Here is a 15,624-nt window from a genome sequence, read left to right on the forward strand (position 1 = left end):
CGTCTTAACCAACAAAACTATGGATTCGTGGGACGTGTTGGTTAACACGAGAGTAGCCGATGTCCTACGAACCCCCGACCCCACCGGCGAACCTCCCGACGGAGATCGTCAACACGCTCAACGAGTCGGACCCGGAGCAGCTCCGAGACGTTGCGACGTACGCTGAAGCGCTCGCCGAGCACAAGGAACGAGAGGCCCGTCTTGAGGAGTCGGCAGATCAAGAAGAGGTCGAAGAGCGACCGGACGATCTCCCGGACGACGTCCCTACAAAAGCGACGATCACGATCAAGGAAATCAACGACAATCGCTACTACTACTGGCAGTGGCGGGAGGGAGAGAAGATTCGTTCTCAGTACAAGGGTCCGGTCAACCCGGACGAGTAAAACTCGATGATGGAGGACACCCACCCCACGTTTCCGTCGTAACTGGATGTTGGTGGAGGGGGTGACGCTGATTTCGAAGGGACCACACCCCCCGCGTTTCCGTCGTTTCTCCACGACGGCGTAGGGAGAGACTACGATAGTGCTATGCAGCCACTAATTCTGTTGACCTGGAACCAATCTAGAGATGAACTAACTTCTGCAACACATAGATTAAAGTAGTATAGCTGAGAAATGCTCATTAAGTGTACTTCGACCAAGGAGGAGGGCGAAGTACTTCGCCCCCCTCAGATGAAACAATCCTTTCCAGCTGCGTCTGTAGGCGGCCAGTATTGGACGGCTAGGCCGCTCTCGTCTTTGGTATCTCGTCGTGGATGTCTTCTTCGAGTCCCCTCCCCACCTGTTCGGTGATTACGACGGAAACGTGGGGTGTGTGGGTTCGGGATTCGACATCGAGGCGACGCTTCCGTCTGCGGGTTTCCTCCCTCACGTCGGAAACGCGGCTATATTGTCAGCAATCCAATTCCACCGAATGACGGCATTTTCCCGCTGATATCGGACAAGGAACGTCGGAAACGCGGGGTGGCGTTCTCCACTAGATTTATACTCCCCCCGCTCACACCGTGTGATATTCAATGACGCCCGACTCTTCACCCAGTTCTGTCGACGATCCACTCTTTGAATCCGGGCATCGTATCTTCGCGAACAAGGATCTCCTGAAAATCGGTCACGTGCCGGAGGCTGACCGGATCGTCGGTCGCGACGAGGAAATCTCGAAGCTCGCGAAACGTCTCAACGGTGCTGTCCACGGGTACTCCCCGGAAAACGTGATGATCTACGGGAAAACTGGGACCGGTAAATCTCTCGTTTCAAAACACGTCTGCCAACGAGCTCAGAATGCCGCTCAGGATGGCGTCGAGATTGGAACCGCGTATATCGACTGTGCTGAAGACAACACGGAGACTCAAGCAATCTCCTCACTGGCCGCGAAGCTGAACGATGAATCTTCGACTGGAATCTCCGTCCCACATACCGGCCTCAGTACGTCGAAATACTACAAACTCCTCTGGAAGACGCTCGACGCTCAATTCGATTCTGTGATCATCATCCTCGACGAGATCGATCTGATGAACGACGACAGCGTGCTGATGAAGCTCTCGCGCGCTGAGGAGGCGGGGAAAATCGACTGTAGCGTCGGTGTCATCGCGATCAGCAACAAGATCCAGTACGTCGACAACGTGAACGAGCGCGTGAAAAGCAGCTTCCAGCACAAGGAGCTGTTCTTCAAGCCATACGACGCCAACCAGCTCCGGGAGATCATGTTCAATCGTGAGGACGCCTTCCAGGACGGCGTCCTTTCCGAGGACGTGATTCCGCTCTCGGCGGCCTTCGCCGCGCAGGAACACGGCGACGCTCGGAAGGCGATCGACATTCTTCGTCACGCCGGGGAGGTCGCCTACGAGGCCGGAGCAGAGCAGGTGACGGAGGAACACGTCCGCCAGGCACAGCAGCACGCCGAAAAAGACCGGTTCAGAGAACTCGTGAACGGCGCACCCACGCAGGCGAAGGCGGCGTTGCTGGCGCTCACAGAACTGAGTGTCAACAGCAACGACGATGCGTTCCTCACGAGCCGGGTGTACGACCAGTACGAACGCATCTGCAACCATCTCGATATGGATATCCTCTCAGTCCGTCGGTTCCGCGACATCCTGAAAGAGCAAGCCTTCCTCGGGGTTGTCGAAATCGAGAAGATCAACAAGGGGAGTGCGGGCGGCATCCACCTCCAGAACCGACTCATCGAAGATCCCCAGGTCGTCCGCGAAACGATCCTCGAGGACAGCCGGATGCAGGACTGGACTCGCGAGTAGTGACCCCCTACTACTGAGTGGGTGCGGACGACGGAAATCTGGGGTGGGGCGTGAGGAAACGACGGAAACGAGGGGGGTCGAAAATTACGTCGGAAACGTGGGGTTGGATCGAAACGACGGAAACCAGGGGTGGGGTCCACTACGACAGTTCGTTGGTGGCTCCGAACGAGCTCAAAACGGCGTCCCTCTCACCGGAGAGCTCTCGGCGAATGTCGGACCGATCCCACCCAAGCGGTGAAAGCACGCTCTCGGCCGCTCTGACCAGCTGCGTCTCGTAGTACGAGACGTCGTAGGTCTCGATCTCCTCGTGGGCGAGGGCGACCCGGTCTCGCGAGGATTTCTCGTCGTCGACGACCACGTACTCGATATCTTGGCCCGGGTGGACTGCCAGGTCCTGTTCGCGGGCTCGCTTTAAGGCGGCCACGTTCTGGGTATTCTGTGAGTAGCCTTCCAGGGGCTTGGAGACACGGTTCCGCTCAACGAGCCGCTCCACTGCTACGGTGCCCGCCTGTAGTTCGCCGATTGCTCGTTCGAGCCGTCCGAGCACCGCGTCCGGTGACCGCATGGCATCGAGTCGGTCAAGACAGTCTCGCTGGACGTCCTCGATGAACGGCGGGGTCGAACGCTGCCGGGCTTCGATGCCTCTGACCTTGAAGTCGTCCTCGCCGGCGACCTTCCCGAAGTACTTCGTCAGCGCGCCGGCGTCGCTCTCGCGCTGCGGGACGAACGCCACCCAGTCGTAGTGGGCTTCGTGTTCGAGCCGAATTTCGACGCGTTCCGTGATCTCCGTCGCGAGCGTCTCGAGGTTCTCGCGGTCCTCGTCGTCGATGTCGGGGTCCGGGGTCACCCAGATGGAGTCGACGATGCCGTGGACGACCCGCCAGCCGCCCGCTTCAAGCCGCTGTTTCGCCGTCAGCAGAATTTCGCGAGCGAACGCGTTGATCGCCTCGTGGCACTCGATGCGGCCGAACTTCGCGTTGCTGAACCCCTGATAGCCGAAGCAGGCGACGAGGATCCACTTCAGCGCTCCCGACCGTCCCTCGAGCTCCGCCAGCCGGTCCTCGTCGGGGTCGTCCCGTTCCTTCTCGCGACGGATGGCCGCCTTGATCTCGTCGCGCGCGTCGATGATCGGCTGTAGCACGTCGACGAGGTAGCCCCGGTCGTCGCAGATCGAGTACCCGAGGCCAGGGACGTCGTCGCGGCCGCTGTGGCAGTCACACCGGATGACGTCCGGCGAGACGTTCCGGGTACAGATGATGTTCGGATACAACGAGGAGAAGTCGAGTTCGTGGACGTTCTCGTGGAGGCCGACCTCGGGCGCGAAGATGAAGCCGCCGCGGTCGGCGTCGTGGAGCGTCCCCATCGGCTTGTAGAACTCGTGGCGCCAGGAGTTCCACGGGACGAGGACGCCGCGGTCGTGGGCCTCACAGATCTGAATCGCCGTGAGGACGTTCCCGATTGACGCCCACGCGAGTTCCTGGACGGGCTTTTTCGAGCGCGACACGAGGTCGAGGACGCCGTCGAGGTTCGTTTCCCCGTAGAAGAACGTGTTCGACTCGTCGATGATCGCCCGGCCGGGCACGTTGTACCGCGCCGGCGAGTGACCGACGCGGCCGTAACTCGAGTACGTCGACTGGCTCGCAAGCTGCTGGTAGTCGACGCCCGGCCACCGGCTCAGCGAGAAGTCGTCGATGCCGGCATCCGTCGCCATCTCGTACAGGGTCGGAACGATCTCGCTCGTCGAGCAGATCAGGACGTCCGGATCATGTGCGTCGAGTGCCCCTTGGACGGCGGTCAGGATATCCGTCGGCGAGCCGGTGACGGTGTCGCCGACGACGGACAGCTCCCCATAGATGTCGTTGCTCGTTTCGGTCACTGGGACGCTGAGCCGGAGCGTCGACAGCTCGTTCGCCGGCGTCGGATCGGCGCCGGTCTCCAGACAGTACCGGAACTCTCGCGAGAAGTCGACGTTGAAGCAGGCGAGATCCCCGACTGGATAGGCCGACAGCTGACGCGCTTGCCGGGCGAGTGGAGTGACGCGATCGATGTGGGCAACGTCGACTGCGAGAACGGCCTCCTCGTCGCGTCGAAAGCCGGGGCGTCGCGCAACCATCTCGGTCGCGACGACGTCCGGGTGCTGGTCGTACACCGACTGGAGTGTCGTGAGGTCGAGGTCGGCATCAGGGTCGCGAGCGGCGACGTAGAAGCGTGGGGTGTAGTCTTGGCGCTCGGTCGCGACGGCGCCGTCGGCAGTTGCCTCCCACTCCAGGACGCGGCCGTCGTCCAGAAAGTCGATACTGAACGGCATCGTCACGGGTTCGCGTCCGGTGGGGCACTCTCCTGGTCATCGCTCGTTGCGACCGCGGCTTCGAGCTCCTCGAGGCGCTCTTCGTGGTCGTCGAGGCGGGCCTCCTGTTCGAGATCGATGCTGAGCAGCGCCGGCAGCAGCGGATTTTGGTGGTTCAACAGCCCGCTCGCGTCGGCGTGGTCGCGGGCGTACTCGAACAGCTGGTCAAATCGTGGCTGGTCGCGACGCCGCAGTGCCCGGCGGAACTCTGCCCACCGCTCTTCGATGGCCCGGAGCGCATCCCGGTACGTCGGGTTTGTGCGCCCCATCGCTATCGGCCTCCTGTCCCGGTCGCGGTCCACGCATCGAGCAAGGGGTCCGCAGTGGCCGCCACCGTCTCACCGTCAGCTGTGACGCCTGTCCCGACACCCTCCGGGGTCGGCGTCGACGGCGTCGACGTTGTCGGTTCCACGCCGACCTGCGTGGCGCGTGCCGCGAGCAGCTGCCGCCAGTACGCGAACGTCGTCTGGTAGTACGCGCCGTCGTCGACGGGATAGACGAGCGTCTCGAAGTCCTCGCCGACGACCCGTGGCCCCATCCGGGTTTGCTCACACTCCAGGTGGTGGTGGGCGACCGTCGCGATTGATTCGGTGAATTCGTTTCGTTCGTTTCGCGTAACGAGCACCGGGATGTCGTACCCCTCGGCGTAGGTCGCTAACCGGGCAAGGGCACGGGCTTGGAGGGTTTTAGCGTGGGTCTCGCCAAGGGTATCGTCGGCGCGATACTGGGCGTCGACGGCCGGCGCGACGATGAGGGCGGGTGTGTGGGGCGACGTGTCCTCGTCACGACTCGGTTCCCCTCGACCGGCCGCCCTGGCGTCGGTGGTGGACATCTGGATCGACTTGTTCACCGCTGACGGGAGATCACAGACGGCGCCGTAGTGCTGGTAGGCGGTGAATCCGCGTGCCACGTGGATTCGGTTGAGCAACCGTTGACTGGGCGCGATCTGGGCGAGTGTCGTCGTCGTCGCGTGACCATTTGCGTCGACCCAGAAGGCGGGCCCGTCGTGCAGGAGGAGATGGTCGAGTACGAGTGACTGCAGGATCGGGACGCCGCGGCCTCCCTCGATGTCGAGCAGCGTGATGCCGTCGCCGAGTGACGGCAACAACATATCGTCCGTAGCCGGATCGGCCTGGTCAGCAAGGGACCGATTGCGGTCAGCGCCCCGTGTCGGCTGGTCTACCGCCAATCGGTTCGACGTTGAGTGTTCTCCCATACTCGATTAGTTGTCTACGTTCCCGATAAGCCGCGGCGTGTCGCTTCCGCGTTTCAGGAAACTCGATGTGATCCCCTCTAATCCCGGTACAGTCCCGAGTAGTCTCCGTTTGGATCCTGTTTCCGAGAATAGTTCCTGAATCGAGCGTACTTCGTGTTAACCAACCCCCGGCCGTATTGACGGCGGTGTGTTGGTTAAACCTACCCAGCTGCAGTCTCGAGCCTGACTGCTCGGAAAGTTAATGCTCAACGCCACGTTGGAAGAGGTGCTCTATGAGCTATCCACGAACCCACGTCGACCACCGAAACCCCGATCACCACGAGTCAATGCACCCAACTCGAAATATCGTGAACGCCCACGTTGTTGCCGGGGAATTTCTCACTTCGCGGTACCACGAGGCGCTTCAAACTGTTCTCCATCCCCTCGGCGAGTCTCTGGACACCAAAGACCAACATGCGCTCAACGACCTTGGCATCGTCCATGCTACTGGTTCCTTGAACGAGCTTTCCCCTATCGTTCGCACATACGTCAAACTCGATGAGTATTGGACACGCACCCATCGTACTGCGCTCAACGAACTATTCGCTGATCGACGTGCTCACGTCCTGAGTTGCTGTACGCGGTTCCTTTCTGAGTTCCCTCGACACCCTCTTGAAGCCGAATCCGGCCGTTCCGGAACTGCGCTGGATACTACCCTTGCTCCGCTTCTTGAGTGCGGATTTCTCTCACACACAGATGATGAGAAAACCCCATACTCTGTTGATGAACACCACGCGCTATATCGACCGACTGAACGGCTCTTCGACGCACTTCTTGAACAAGCAGCTGTTCTCTGTGAGCTTCTGCCGCCGACCGAGCTCTAACAGCACGATTCAGAGTTCACATTTCCAGATACGTTGAAGACTCTCCCGGCCGGACCCGGATGTATGTGTGGCCGGAACTCGCTCTTCATCGACCAAGCAGACCTCGAGGCCCGCTTCGATGCCGAGGTCGTCGCGGACGGCGGGTACACACCCCGATACAACATCGCACCTGGTGACGACCTCCACATCATCACGAACGAGGCTTCCGACGAGATCGATGCCTACCACTGGGGGTTGATTCCGTTCTGGGCGGACGAACCCGAGGAGGGCATCATCAACGCTCGCTCCGAGACTGCCGACGAGAAACGCGTCTTCGAGCGGGCGTGGGAATCACGTCCCTGCCTCGTCCCCTCGTCAGGGTTCTACGAATGGAAATCGCCGAACGGTGGGTCGAAACAGCCCTATCGGATTTACCGGGAGGACGACCCCGCATTCGCGATGGCCGGGCTCTGGGACGTCTGGGAAGGCGACGACGAGAGGATCTCGTGCGTCACGATTCTCACGACGGAGCCGAACGACCTGATGAACTCAATCCACGACCGGATGCCGGTCGTCCTCCCGCAGGACGCGGAATCTGACTGGCTCGCCGCAGACCCGGACACCCGCAAGGAACTGTGCCAGCCGTATCCGAAGGACGATCTGGACGCCTACGAGATCTCGACGCGGGTCAACAACCCTGGCAACGACGATCCTCAGGTCATCGAGCCGCTAGACCACGAGCAATCGGGCCTCGGCGAGTTCAGTTCCTGATAGCTGACGGGATCACGGTCACTGCATCGGCGACGCCGCCGCTGAATCGACGAGCGAGTACTCTCGATCCCGACTCGTCCCTTCCGCCTCGAGGAGGTTGTACTGCTCCATCTTCGAGAGGTACGTGCGGATAGTCCGCTTCGTCCGTGGATCATCGACCTCCTCGGTATAGCGCTCGTGAATCTCGCTGGGCCCGACCGGGCCGTGTTCGCGAACGATGTCGTAAACGACGCGCTGGTGGGGTGTGAGTGAATCGAGGCTCTTTTGCTTGATCTGGGCCCGGGCATCCTCGGCGGCGTCCAGGAGGATGTCGTCGGTGATGCGCTCGTGGTTCTCGCGATCAGCCTTGCCGGCGGCCGTTCGGAGGATGCCGATTGCGAGGCGGGCGTCGCCGGCGGCGGCGTCGGCGACTCGGTAGAGCTGGTCGTCGGCGATGACGTCCTCGTCGAGCCCCCACTTCGTCCGAGCACTCAGGATGTCGTACAGCTGCTCGTCGTGGTACTTGTCCATCCGGACGTGTTCGCTGGAGCGCAGCCGGCTCACGAGGCGGTCGTCGACGCGGCTGAACAGCTCCTCTTCCTTGTTCGCGATACAGATGATCGCGAACTGCGGGAGGCTGTGGAGGTCGTAAATGACGCTGGGGTCCTCCAGTTGGTCGACCTCGTCGAGAATGACGACGGTCCGCGGGCCGTCATGCTGCTGGAGGCGGTCGACGAGTTCGTCATGCGGCGTCGACTGCCGGTGGATGTCGATGGTCGCGCCGAGGTCGTCGAGGATCTGGTAGAGCGTGCGGAACCGGGTGTAGTTGCGCCAGCAGTTGACGTAGGTAGTCTCGACGTCGAGGACCTCTTCGCGGAGCCGTTCCGTGACGAACTTCGAGATACAGGTCTTGCCAGCGCCGCTGGGTCCGGTGACGATGGCTGTGTCGGCGGGTTCACCGTTCGTGATGGGTTCGAGGACGCTGGAGAGGTGGTTGACTTCGGCGTCGCGATGCTCGACTTCCCGAGGAACGAATCCGGCCCGGAGGACACGAGCATCGCGAATCATCTTTCTCTGAGAGATTGATTTCGGTTCAGGTTACAAAAGCCTGACCGGGTTGTTTCCGGAAACTCCTATGATAGTACCATCGTGAGTACCCAAAAACCTACGCTGTATCCCGATTTGTGTTCGTGGAAAGTCGAGGCTTCCGGAAACTTCCGGAAACTCATCCTCCACTACTGATTTGACACCAAGTGAGTGATTTCTCTTTGACCCCCGAACGACGGGGTGCCGGAGAAATGGTCATTATGATCGAGTGACAAGCAAATCTAATACAGCCAGCGACTTCGATGCCATATCTTGGAGTTCTAAACGGAACACGGGTAATCCCACCGCAAGTAGCCGACGGCACGTCTGTTACTTGTCCTGCGTGCGACCAACCGATGGCCGTTGTACGGTCTCACGAACGAGGTTCTGCTTTCATTTCTCGTCATTTTCGGCACCACGAACAGGAGGGTCGTTCTGAGATGGGCCAAACTACAGGTCAGGCAACCTTTGCTGATCTTGTAGATGTCGGCGAGTGCCCTGGTGAATCGGACGAACATATGAAAATGAAGTCGATTGCGTATGCTCGATTGGAACACGATTTCCCTGATGCGTCAGTTGAGCTTGAATCCGGTATCGACGGCCGAATTGCGGATGTCCTGCTCACATTCGACACTCCCCGAGAGCCCTATGGAAGGGGTATCGCGATAGAGGCTCAGTATCGGAATCAGGGCAAAGATATCGAGGCAGTTACTGACCATTATCTACAGCGTGACTATAGCGTTGCGTGGCTCGATGAGGGCGATTTCTCAGAGTACGATGTTGATCTCTCCGGAATACTGTCCGTCTGGCCCTATGCGCTTCCGTCGCGGTCTGATATGGAGGGGTACCCGGAAGTCATCAGGTGGCTCTGGCAAGAGAAATCGCCCACTGTTGCGTTGGAAATCCCTATACCAGGAGAGTATTGGGCTTCGTTCGATAAGTCGGATGAATGGGTGACTGTCGCTCAACAAGATCTCCGCCGGAAGGGACGCGCTTGGGCGACTGTTTCTCGCTCACCAACGGGTCAGCTTACTCTTCAGCTCGGAAAGAAGGACTGGGGCTGGGATGGCGATACCCACCGTGTCACCGTTCAACTTGAAGATTCGGATACCCAGGAACTCCGATCATTCACTGATAACTTGGAACGGCTAGCGTTTGGACCAGATCGCCCGAGTGAGGAAGATCGGGAACGCCCTTGGCATGATTTGACGACTGCTTGGTTCGCTGGCTCTCCCCGTGTTACCTCTTGGCTTTCGGCTTCCCTCTCTCCCGATGACGACGTGGTCCTCTCGTTAGGAAAGAAACATCCCAAGGAGACTGACCGAGTTAGTGTTCAGATCGACGATACTGCGACTCAGGCTCTGGACGACCTAACCACACTTCTTGAGAGGGCCTTCGAACTGGAGGCCTGACTTCTACTAGAACGGCTGGGGTTCGAGGATGTGCTCCATAATGAGCCGTTCGCGGGCGTCCACGAACTCTTCGAACGTCATCTCCTTTGCGCCCTCCGGGATATGATGAGTCTGCTTGTAGTCGTCCGTTCTGGAGTTCATCCAGTCCTCGAAGTCATCGTCCGATTTCATCTTGTTCGTCTTGTCAATCAGTAACTGGAGGTTCCCCACCCGGTCAGCATCTGCTTCTTCGGGGAGAATCGATTTTGGGATGATGTGGTCGATATCGTAGTCTTTGCCCCGTGCCGGCTCATCGGGGTAGTGTGATAGCTGCAGAAGGAACTCGATGTCGCGCTTCCCGTACTGGAGCTCCTCGAAAAGCGTGGTCAACTTTTCTTCGGTGAAACGGAGGGAGGTTCCGTAACTGGATGCCACTTCATCACTGATCCACTCAAGTGGGAACTCCGAGCTCTCTTCTTCTCGGATAACATCCCGGACGAGTTCTGCGATCTGGTTCGATGATTGGCTGGTGAATCCGTTGAGTCGGGCTGCACAGATATAGTAGAGAATGTCACGACGTCGCCCGCGACCTTTGATTGAGGTCGAATCGAGCGAGGGATTCTCGTTCTGGTAGAGGTAGTAGGCGATAGGTGTGTAGAGGGCGGGACTGAGGATGTAGGTCACCGTCGGATAGTAACTATTCAGAAGCTCAGCGAGTTGTTCCATCGTGTTCGAGAACGTATCGGTGAGCCAGATCTCCTTCAGATTCCGCAGCAAGTCGAGTGTGTAGTTGTCGAACCGATACTGGATCTCGTTGCCGTTGATTGCGAGCAGTACCTTCTGGACGTGCTTCGTAGCAAAAGGAGCGTTCCCACCGTCGATGATCCCGTTCAGTTCGTCGACCATCGAGTGCACCTCGTCCCGTGCGTTGATTTCCGGCGGCTCCTGTTGCCAGCTACTAGTCATCAACGACAGGAGGATTTCGGCACGATTCGGCGTCACCCCTCCCTGATTGATCCGTACGAAGACGTCGCGAACACGGGTGATGTCGTTCTCGTCTTCGGTAAAGAAGTGGAGCTTCTCGTCCTTGTGGACCGCTCGATAGAGGTCCTCGAAATTACGCTGAGCGTTGAGAATCAGACTATCTGAATTCTCTATCTCGGGGTGGTTCTCGACCAGCTCCTGGATCTCTCCCTCAATTTCCTGGCGTTCTGCATAGAAATCGTCGTTGTCAGAGATGGACATGATTCGGTTGACTGGATACCAGTATGCATTCGCGGTTGCGGACTGCTCAGAGCGGAAGGAGAAGTCGTATTTATTGCCGAGTTCCGAGTCCGCTGTCTGCGGGTCCGAGAGGAGGTTGAGATAGAGTCGCTTCTGAACCCACGAACTGGCCTTGTTCCGAGGGTGGTTGTGTTTCCGCTCGTAGAATGATCCGGTCAGACCGATATTGAGCGCGGTCAGTCGCTGCTGGCCGTCGAGGACTAGTTTCACCGGTGACGGGAGTGGGTCTTCAGAATTGTGCGGGGGGTTTCGATGGGTCGGTGTTGTGAGTGACTGGGGAAAATTTGGTTCGTCGACGTAGTGGGTGACGAAGCGATATTTGGGCTGAGCCTGTGCTTCCTCAGCCGAGAGGTTCCACTGAAGGAGCGCACCGATCGGATAGTCCCGTAACAGGGAATCAAACAGATCCACGATGTCACTCGTTTCCCAGACGAACTCCCGCTGAATCGCGGGTAAGAGATAAGAATAATTTATGTTTTCCACGACCTCAGCGATCCGCTTGGTTTCCATATTCCGTCTTGTGGTATGCTGGTTTTATATATCTACATAGTGGTGGTCGCCTATCATTTATAACGAAACAGAGCAATTTCTGATACGGAAATGAGCTTGAATATCCCACTTCCTGCGGGTCTCGGGGACTATGCTTGGCTCGAAACTCTTGTTCAACGTGAAGAAATTGATCAAACGATTCCTCTCTATATCGAAGCTGATGACGGGATTGAGGTCGTCGCTGTTTCCCTTCTCTGTGAAGATGATCTTCGGATGATCTACCGGGCACCTAATGGCTGGCAATTGCTCACAGAATATGAGTTGTCCGAGGACCCGATTATTCACGTAGACGACCTCCTTGATGCTGTCGTTGCATTTGTGGGAACAGACGCGAGAGTTGTTCAAAAACTCGCTCAGGAACTCGGTGAGAAGTTAGAGGAGCATTGGAAGATGGGATTTGTTCCGTATAGTCAATCTGGGAAGGGGGACAAATTTGAGGAACTTAGACAGGACTGCAATTGCTCAGGGATTGACGACCCGTCAATTGAGCGTTTTCCGGGAATGTCCGAAATCGAGGAATCAGCAGAATTTCGCTGCCATAACTGTATGAGCTTATATGGTATCGAGTATCAGGGTCGTAGAATCGATCTTGATGAGGTGTTCAGTGCTGAGTGGCTCTTCACGAATTCGACTCCGGATGACATCGTGGAGATCGGTGCCGAAGATTCATTTCTCGTGTATTCTGATGGTCGACCAATAGACAAAACAGAACGAGTCATCGGCGCGATGACTAGCTATGGTGGTGACACGAGTTCTTCTTTTGCCCGATATATCCCTGAGAACCACCAGGGATTGCTCTATATTCGAGATGACGACGCGGCTGGATACGTCACTTGGGAAGAGCTGGATGGAATACAGGTTCTTCGACAGCTGTATGTCCGGGATCATTACCGGCGCCGGGGGATTGCTGAGGAATTGATTCAGACTTGGTGCCAGGAGTACTGCGAGGATGGTGTCTACTACATCGACGAACCGAACGACAAGAGCCGATCTCTGTTTTCAAAACTGAGTCATATTGACGGTGACGGTGAGTACGAAGCGATCGAACTATACCCGATTCGCGGAGTTGGAAATAGTCTCGACGGTAGCCAGACTCTCCCTCAATAGTTCATCCACGCTCTCATCAACTCAATCAGCCAGGTCTCGAATTCCCTCTACCACACTCTTTCCTTGCCAACCCACGATCTGATCTGCGTGGTCTTCAACGAAATTGGGCATCTGCTCGTTTCCGCGCGGTGTAACACCCAGAATAGGCTTGCTCTCGATTTCAGCTAAAATAGTTTCTTTCTTGATCCAGTTGCTGTGTGCTACGTACATTCCCCCGAGTATTATTACGACCGTAGCTGGCTTGATCTGGTCTTCCCGGAGCGCCTGTTCCAGCTCCTCTTCGGTGTCAGCATCGATCTCATCCACCTTCGGTACTGAGTAGTTCCGGAAACTGAAATTCGGGTAGTCGCGAAGTAGTTCTACCATCCGATTGTACTCGTCGCTGTACTCCCAAGAGTGCGAGATGAACAGTCGGTATTCGCTCCGACGGTTGCTTGAAGATCTGCTGTTGAAGCTCATAACTATATGCGAATTGTTGACGGCTTACCCGTTTAGTACTATGGTCCTCTCTGATGCGGAATCCAAATCTGCCGATATTCCAGGGGGGAAGAACTTATACTATTTAAAAACGGATTGTTCATACGATTATGAGCCAAGACACCTCCTCCCCATTGAAAACCACCTGGGAGGCTGCGTTTGATGATATTCGTGGCAGTCCAAACCCCGAATCAGCTGTTCGATTCGTTCTGAAGTCAGCTGTTAACGATCTACCTACCGGATTCTATCGCGATGATGGAGACCGCCTACTGCCGACCTACAAAGGGAACGATCTCGGAAAGGAGTTCACCGTTCGAGAACTCGGCCCCGTTTATACAGTCACGCAATCTGGGGATAACAGTCTCCCTGAGCTCAGTTCCTCTCAACCGTCGCTCTTCGAGCCGAATGACCAACAGTCGGGCCTTGTCCCGACCGACGATTCCCTGAGCCGCAGTTCTACCGACACTCAGAACCAGCAGGGGCTCTCGTCTGGACAAAAAATCGCTGGCGGTGCTTTGCTCCTATATGCTGCCTACAAAGGGCTGGAAGCCTTGGCCTCTGCAGGCTCGTCGACTCAAGAGTCCTCTTCCTCCTCAGGCGGAAATACTGGGCAATCACTCCCTCGCTTAGCACGCGCTGCAACTCGACTTGAGGACAAGCAGTACAACGTTTTTGTCTCCCACTCGTGGGAGTATGACGAACACTACGAGCGTATCGTTGATTTCCTTGATGAGGTTCCGTCGCTCAAGTGGCAGAATCATAGTGTCCCTTCAACTGACCCCCTGCCCGTGGATACCGAGTCTGCCCTTCGCTCTGAACTCCGGAACCAGATGAAAACGGCGTCGGTTGTCGTCGTAAGTAGTGGAATGTACGGTGCTCACAGCACTTGGATCCCGGAGGAGCTGGAACTCGCCGATGAACTGGACAAGCCGGTGATCGCAATCATTCCAGAGGGACAATCGAAGGTCCCCGAGAAAATCCAAGAAGTCGCAGATACTCAGGTAGGATGGCGAAAGGCCTCGCTTGTCGACGCACTCGCTGAATATGCCTGATTCAACCGACGAAGCGGCGGTTGATCTCTCAGAGGATGGCGCCGATACTGACGATGGAGACACGCCCGAAACAGAACCTGAACACTCTGAAGAGGTCACCGGAGGGGACCCTGCTGAGCCATCTGAGGAGGAAGATGTTACAACTGGACCGCTGGCTAATAAGTGAGGACGAGAAGAATCGACTGATGGAGCAGTACATACATTACGGGGAGGTTGCGATCGAGACAGCCAATCAGCGAGTCCAGATGAACCGCTTTTTCGGTCTGATTTTAACCTCGATACTGGCCGGTCTCTTTGCCCTCGCCCGCGGCAATCTCACGACCACTAACGCTGCGATCGTTCTCTTCGCATCAGGATTCGGTAGTCTGATTTGCTACTTTTGGTATCAAAGTCTTCAATCATACCGCCGGCTGAACAAAGCGCGGTATGCTATCTTGAATGAGATCGAATCGGTTCTCCCTGTTCGCATGTATCTCGATGAATGGCGATACTTGAAGCGAGAGAAACCCGACCCAGAAATCGTTGATCCTCGTCCAGCTGAAGATGCTGATCACCGCTCGCATACAATTGTGGAACAGTGGTTCGTCCGCCTATTGGCTGCTGGATACATCTCCGTCGGAGGATATGCCGGCGGGTTCATTCTTACTCCTCAGGTGAAGAGGTTCATTCCATCACTACCGGACCCATCGATGGTTGGTTTTGGTGTTGGTGGCGTCCTCTTAATCGGCTTAGCCATCTTCTTTAGGATTCAAACCCGCTGAAACCACTATGAGACGCTTCGACACCGGTGATTCGGTTCGAATTGATATCCCTGATGAGACGGATCCCGATCACGATCGACTCCATGGGCGTCGCGGAACAGTTGTTGAGATCATTTCTGACGATGCAGGAGCTGTGACCGATGATGAACGGGAGGGGTATCTCTTTCGCGTTGAATTGGATGATGGCGAAACTGTCGACGTGCGCTGGCGTGATCTCCGGCCTGCTTGACGTGACTGCGATGCTGGTAATCGTATCAACCGAGACGGAATAGTCTAAGTAAAGACTATATAATGGCGGTCAGTTGGGCAAAGCATCGCGAATGACTCGAAAAACAATCGCCCGGAATTCAGGCAACTCCGGGCGGGTGAACATCTCGGGTTCTGAGCTCGAAATGCTTGAAGCCGGGATCGGCGACGATGTCGACGTCGACGTTGCCGATACGAAGGACGTCGCTCACGCTATCATCGACAGCAAGGACACGGACCAGTTCCTCATCGTCACTCCACTATAACG

16 protein-coding genes are annotated in these 15,624 nt (G+C 57.0%); 10 read left to right on the top strand and 6 right to left on the bottom strand.

Annotation, left to right across the window (positions count from 1 at the left end; all coding sequences use genetic code 11):
• The first annotated feature begins 59 nt into the window (after nt 1-59).
• Nucleotides 60-383 carry a hypothetical protein gene (locus tag C470_RS00195; RefSeq protein ID WP_008364341.1) on the top strand — a complete coding sequence of 108 codons (324 nt, stop codon included), beginning with the start codon at nt 60-62 and terminating at the stop codon, nt 381-383.
• 632 nt (nt 384-1,015) lie between these two features.
• Complete coding sequence (orc4, locus tag C470_RS00200) at nt 1,016-2,248, top strand: DNA replication protein Orc4 (protein WP_049908454.1); 1,233 nt, start codon at nt 1,016-1,018, stop codon at nt 2,246-2,248.
• 139 nt (nt 2,249-2,387) lie between these two features.
• Here orc4 and C470_RS00205 read toward each other — a convergent pair whose 3' ends face one another.
• The 3 genes from C470_RS00205 to C470_RS00215 are packed head-to-tail and all read right to left on the bottom strand — an operon-like array spanning nt 2,388 to nt 5,811.
• A complete protein-coding gene (locus C470_RS00205; protein WP_082226626.1) occupies nt 2,388-4,556 on the bottom strand; it encodes a type B DNA-directed DNA polymerase in 2,169 nt (722 codons plus the stop codon).
• A gap of 2 nt (nt 4,557-4,558) precedes the next feature.
• Nucleotides 4,559-4,864, bottom strand: coding sequence for a hypothetical protein (locus C470_RS00210; RefSeq protein WP_049908475.1), 306 nt, complete (start codon nt 4,862-4,864; stop codon nt 4,559-4,561).
• Between the two features lie 2 nt (nt 4,865-4,866).
• Entirely contained in the window at nt 4,867-5,811 is a 945-nt protein-coding gene (locus C470_RS00215; RefSeq protein ID WP_394295042.1) for a hypothetical protein, read from the bottom strand.
• Nucleotides 5,812-6,083: 272 nt separating this feature from the next.
• Here C470_RS00215 and C470_RS16205 point away from each other — a divergent pair, with 272 nt between their 5' ends.
• Together C470_RS16205 and C470_RS00225 are read left to right on the top strand one after the other, a co-directional pair.
• Entirely contained in the window at nt 6,084-6,674 is a 591-nt protein-coding gene (locus C470_RS16205) for a hypothetical protein (RefSeq protein ID WP_193365821.1), read from the top strand.
• Nucleotides 6,675-6,737: 63 nt separating this feature from the next.
• Nucleotides 6,738-7,424: an SOS response-associated peptidase gene (locus C470_RS00225; RefSeq protein ID WP_008364352.1), complete on the top strand. Its 687-nt coding sequence runs from the start codon at nt 6,738-6,740 to the stop codon at nt 7,422-7,424.
• Between the two features lie 18 nt (nt 7,425-7,442).
• Here C470_RS00225 and C470_RS00230 read toward each other — a convergent pair whose 3' ends face one another.
• Nucleotides 7,443-8,471, bottom strand: a complete 1,029-nt coding sequence (locus tag C470_RS00230) for a Cdc6/Cdc18 family protein (RefSeq protein WP_008364353.1) — start codon at nt 8,469-8,471, stop codon at nt 7,443-7,445.
• Between the two features lie 458 nt (nt 8,472-8,929).
• Between C470_RS00230 and C470_RS15135 the strand changes: the two genes are divergently transcribed.
• Nucleotides 8,930-9,901: a hypothetical protein gene (locus tag C470_RS15135; RefSeq protein ID WP_008364356.1), complete on the top strand. Its 972-nt coding sequence runs from the start codon at nt 8,930-8,932 to the stop codon at nt 9,899-9,901.
• Between the two features lie 6 nt (nt 9,902-9,907).
• Here the strand turns inward: C470_RS15135 and C470_RS00235 are convergent, their stop codons facing one another.
• Nucleotides 9,908-11,674, bottom strand: coding sequence for a DUF262 domain-containing protein (locus C470_RS00235; protein ID WP_049908456.1), 1,767 nt, complete (start codon nt 11,672-11,674; stop codon nt 9,908-9,910).
• Between the two features lie 90 nt (nt 11,675-11,764).
• Between C470_RS00235 and C470_RS15140 the strand changes: the two genes are divergently transcribed.
• Entirely contained in the window at nt 11,765-12,820 is a 1,056-nt protein-coding gene (locus tag C470_RS15140) for a GNAT family N-acetyltransferase (RefSeq protein ID WP_082226608.1), read from the top strand.
• 21 nt (nt 12,821-12,841) lie between these two features.
• Here the strand turns inward: C470_RS15140 and C470_RS15145 are convergent, their stop codons facing one another.
• Complete coding sequence (locus C470_RS15145; RefSeq protein WP_082226611.1) at nt 12,842-13,279, bottom strand: TIR domain-containing protein; 438 nt, start codon at nt 13,277-13,279, stop codon at nt 12,842-12,844.
• A 128-nt stretch (nt 13,280-13,407) separates the two neighbouring features.
• Between C470_RS15145 and C470_RS15150 the strand changes: the two genes are divergently transcribed.
• The 4 genes from C470_RS15150 (at nt 13,408) to C470_RS00240 (ending at nt 15,622) form a co-directional block, all read left to right on the top strand.
• Entirely contained in the window at nt 13,408-14,349 is a 942-nt protein-coding gene (locus C470_RS15150) for a TIR domain-containing protein (protein WP_082226613.1), read from the top strand.
• Between the two features lie 53 nt (nt 14,350-14,402).
• Complete coding sequence (locus C470_RS15495; RefSeq protein ID WP_152418615.1) at nt 14,403-15,110, top strand: RipA family octameric membrane protein; 708 nt, start codon at nt 14,403-14,405, stop codon at nt 15,108-15,110.
• A 7-nt stretch (nt 15,111-15,117) separates the two neighbouring features.
• A complete protein-coding gene (locus C470_RS15155) occupies nt 15,118-15,339 on the top strand; it encodes a hypothetical protein (protein ID WP_082226615.1) in 222 nt (73 codons plus the stop codon).
• A 91-nt stretch (nt 15,340-15,430) separates the two neighbouring features.
• Nucleotides 15,431-15,622: a hypothetical protein gene (locus C470_RS00240; protein WP_049908457.1), complete on the top strand. Its 192-nt coding sequence runs from the start codon at nt 15,431-15,433 to the stop codon at nt 15,620-15,622.
• The last annotated feature ends 2 nt before the right edge of the window (nt 15,623-15,624 follow it).

The sequence above is a fragment of the Halorubrum distributum JCM 13561 genome (assembly GCF_000337395.1).
In the GTDB taxonomy this organism is placed as follows: domain Archaea; phylum Halobacteriota; class Halobacteria; order Halobacteriales; family Haloferacaceae; genus Halorubrum; species Halorubrum distributum.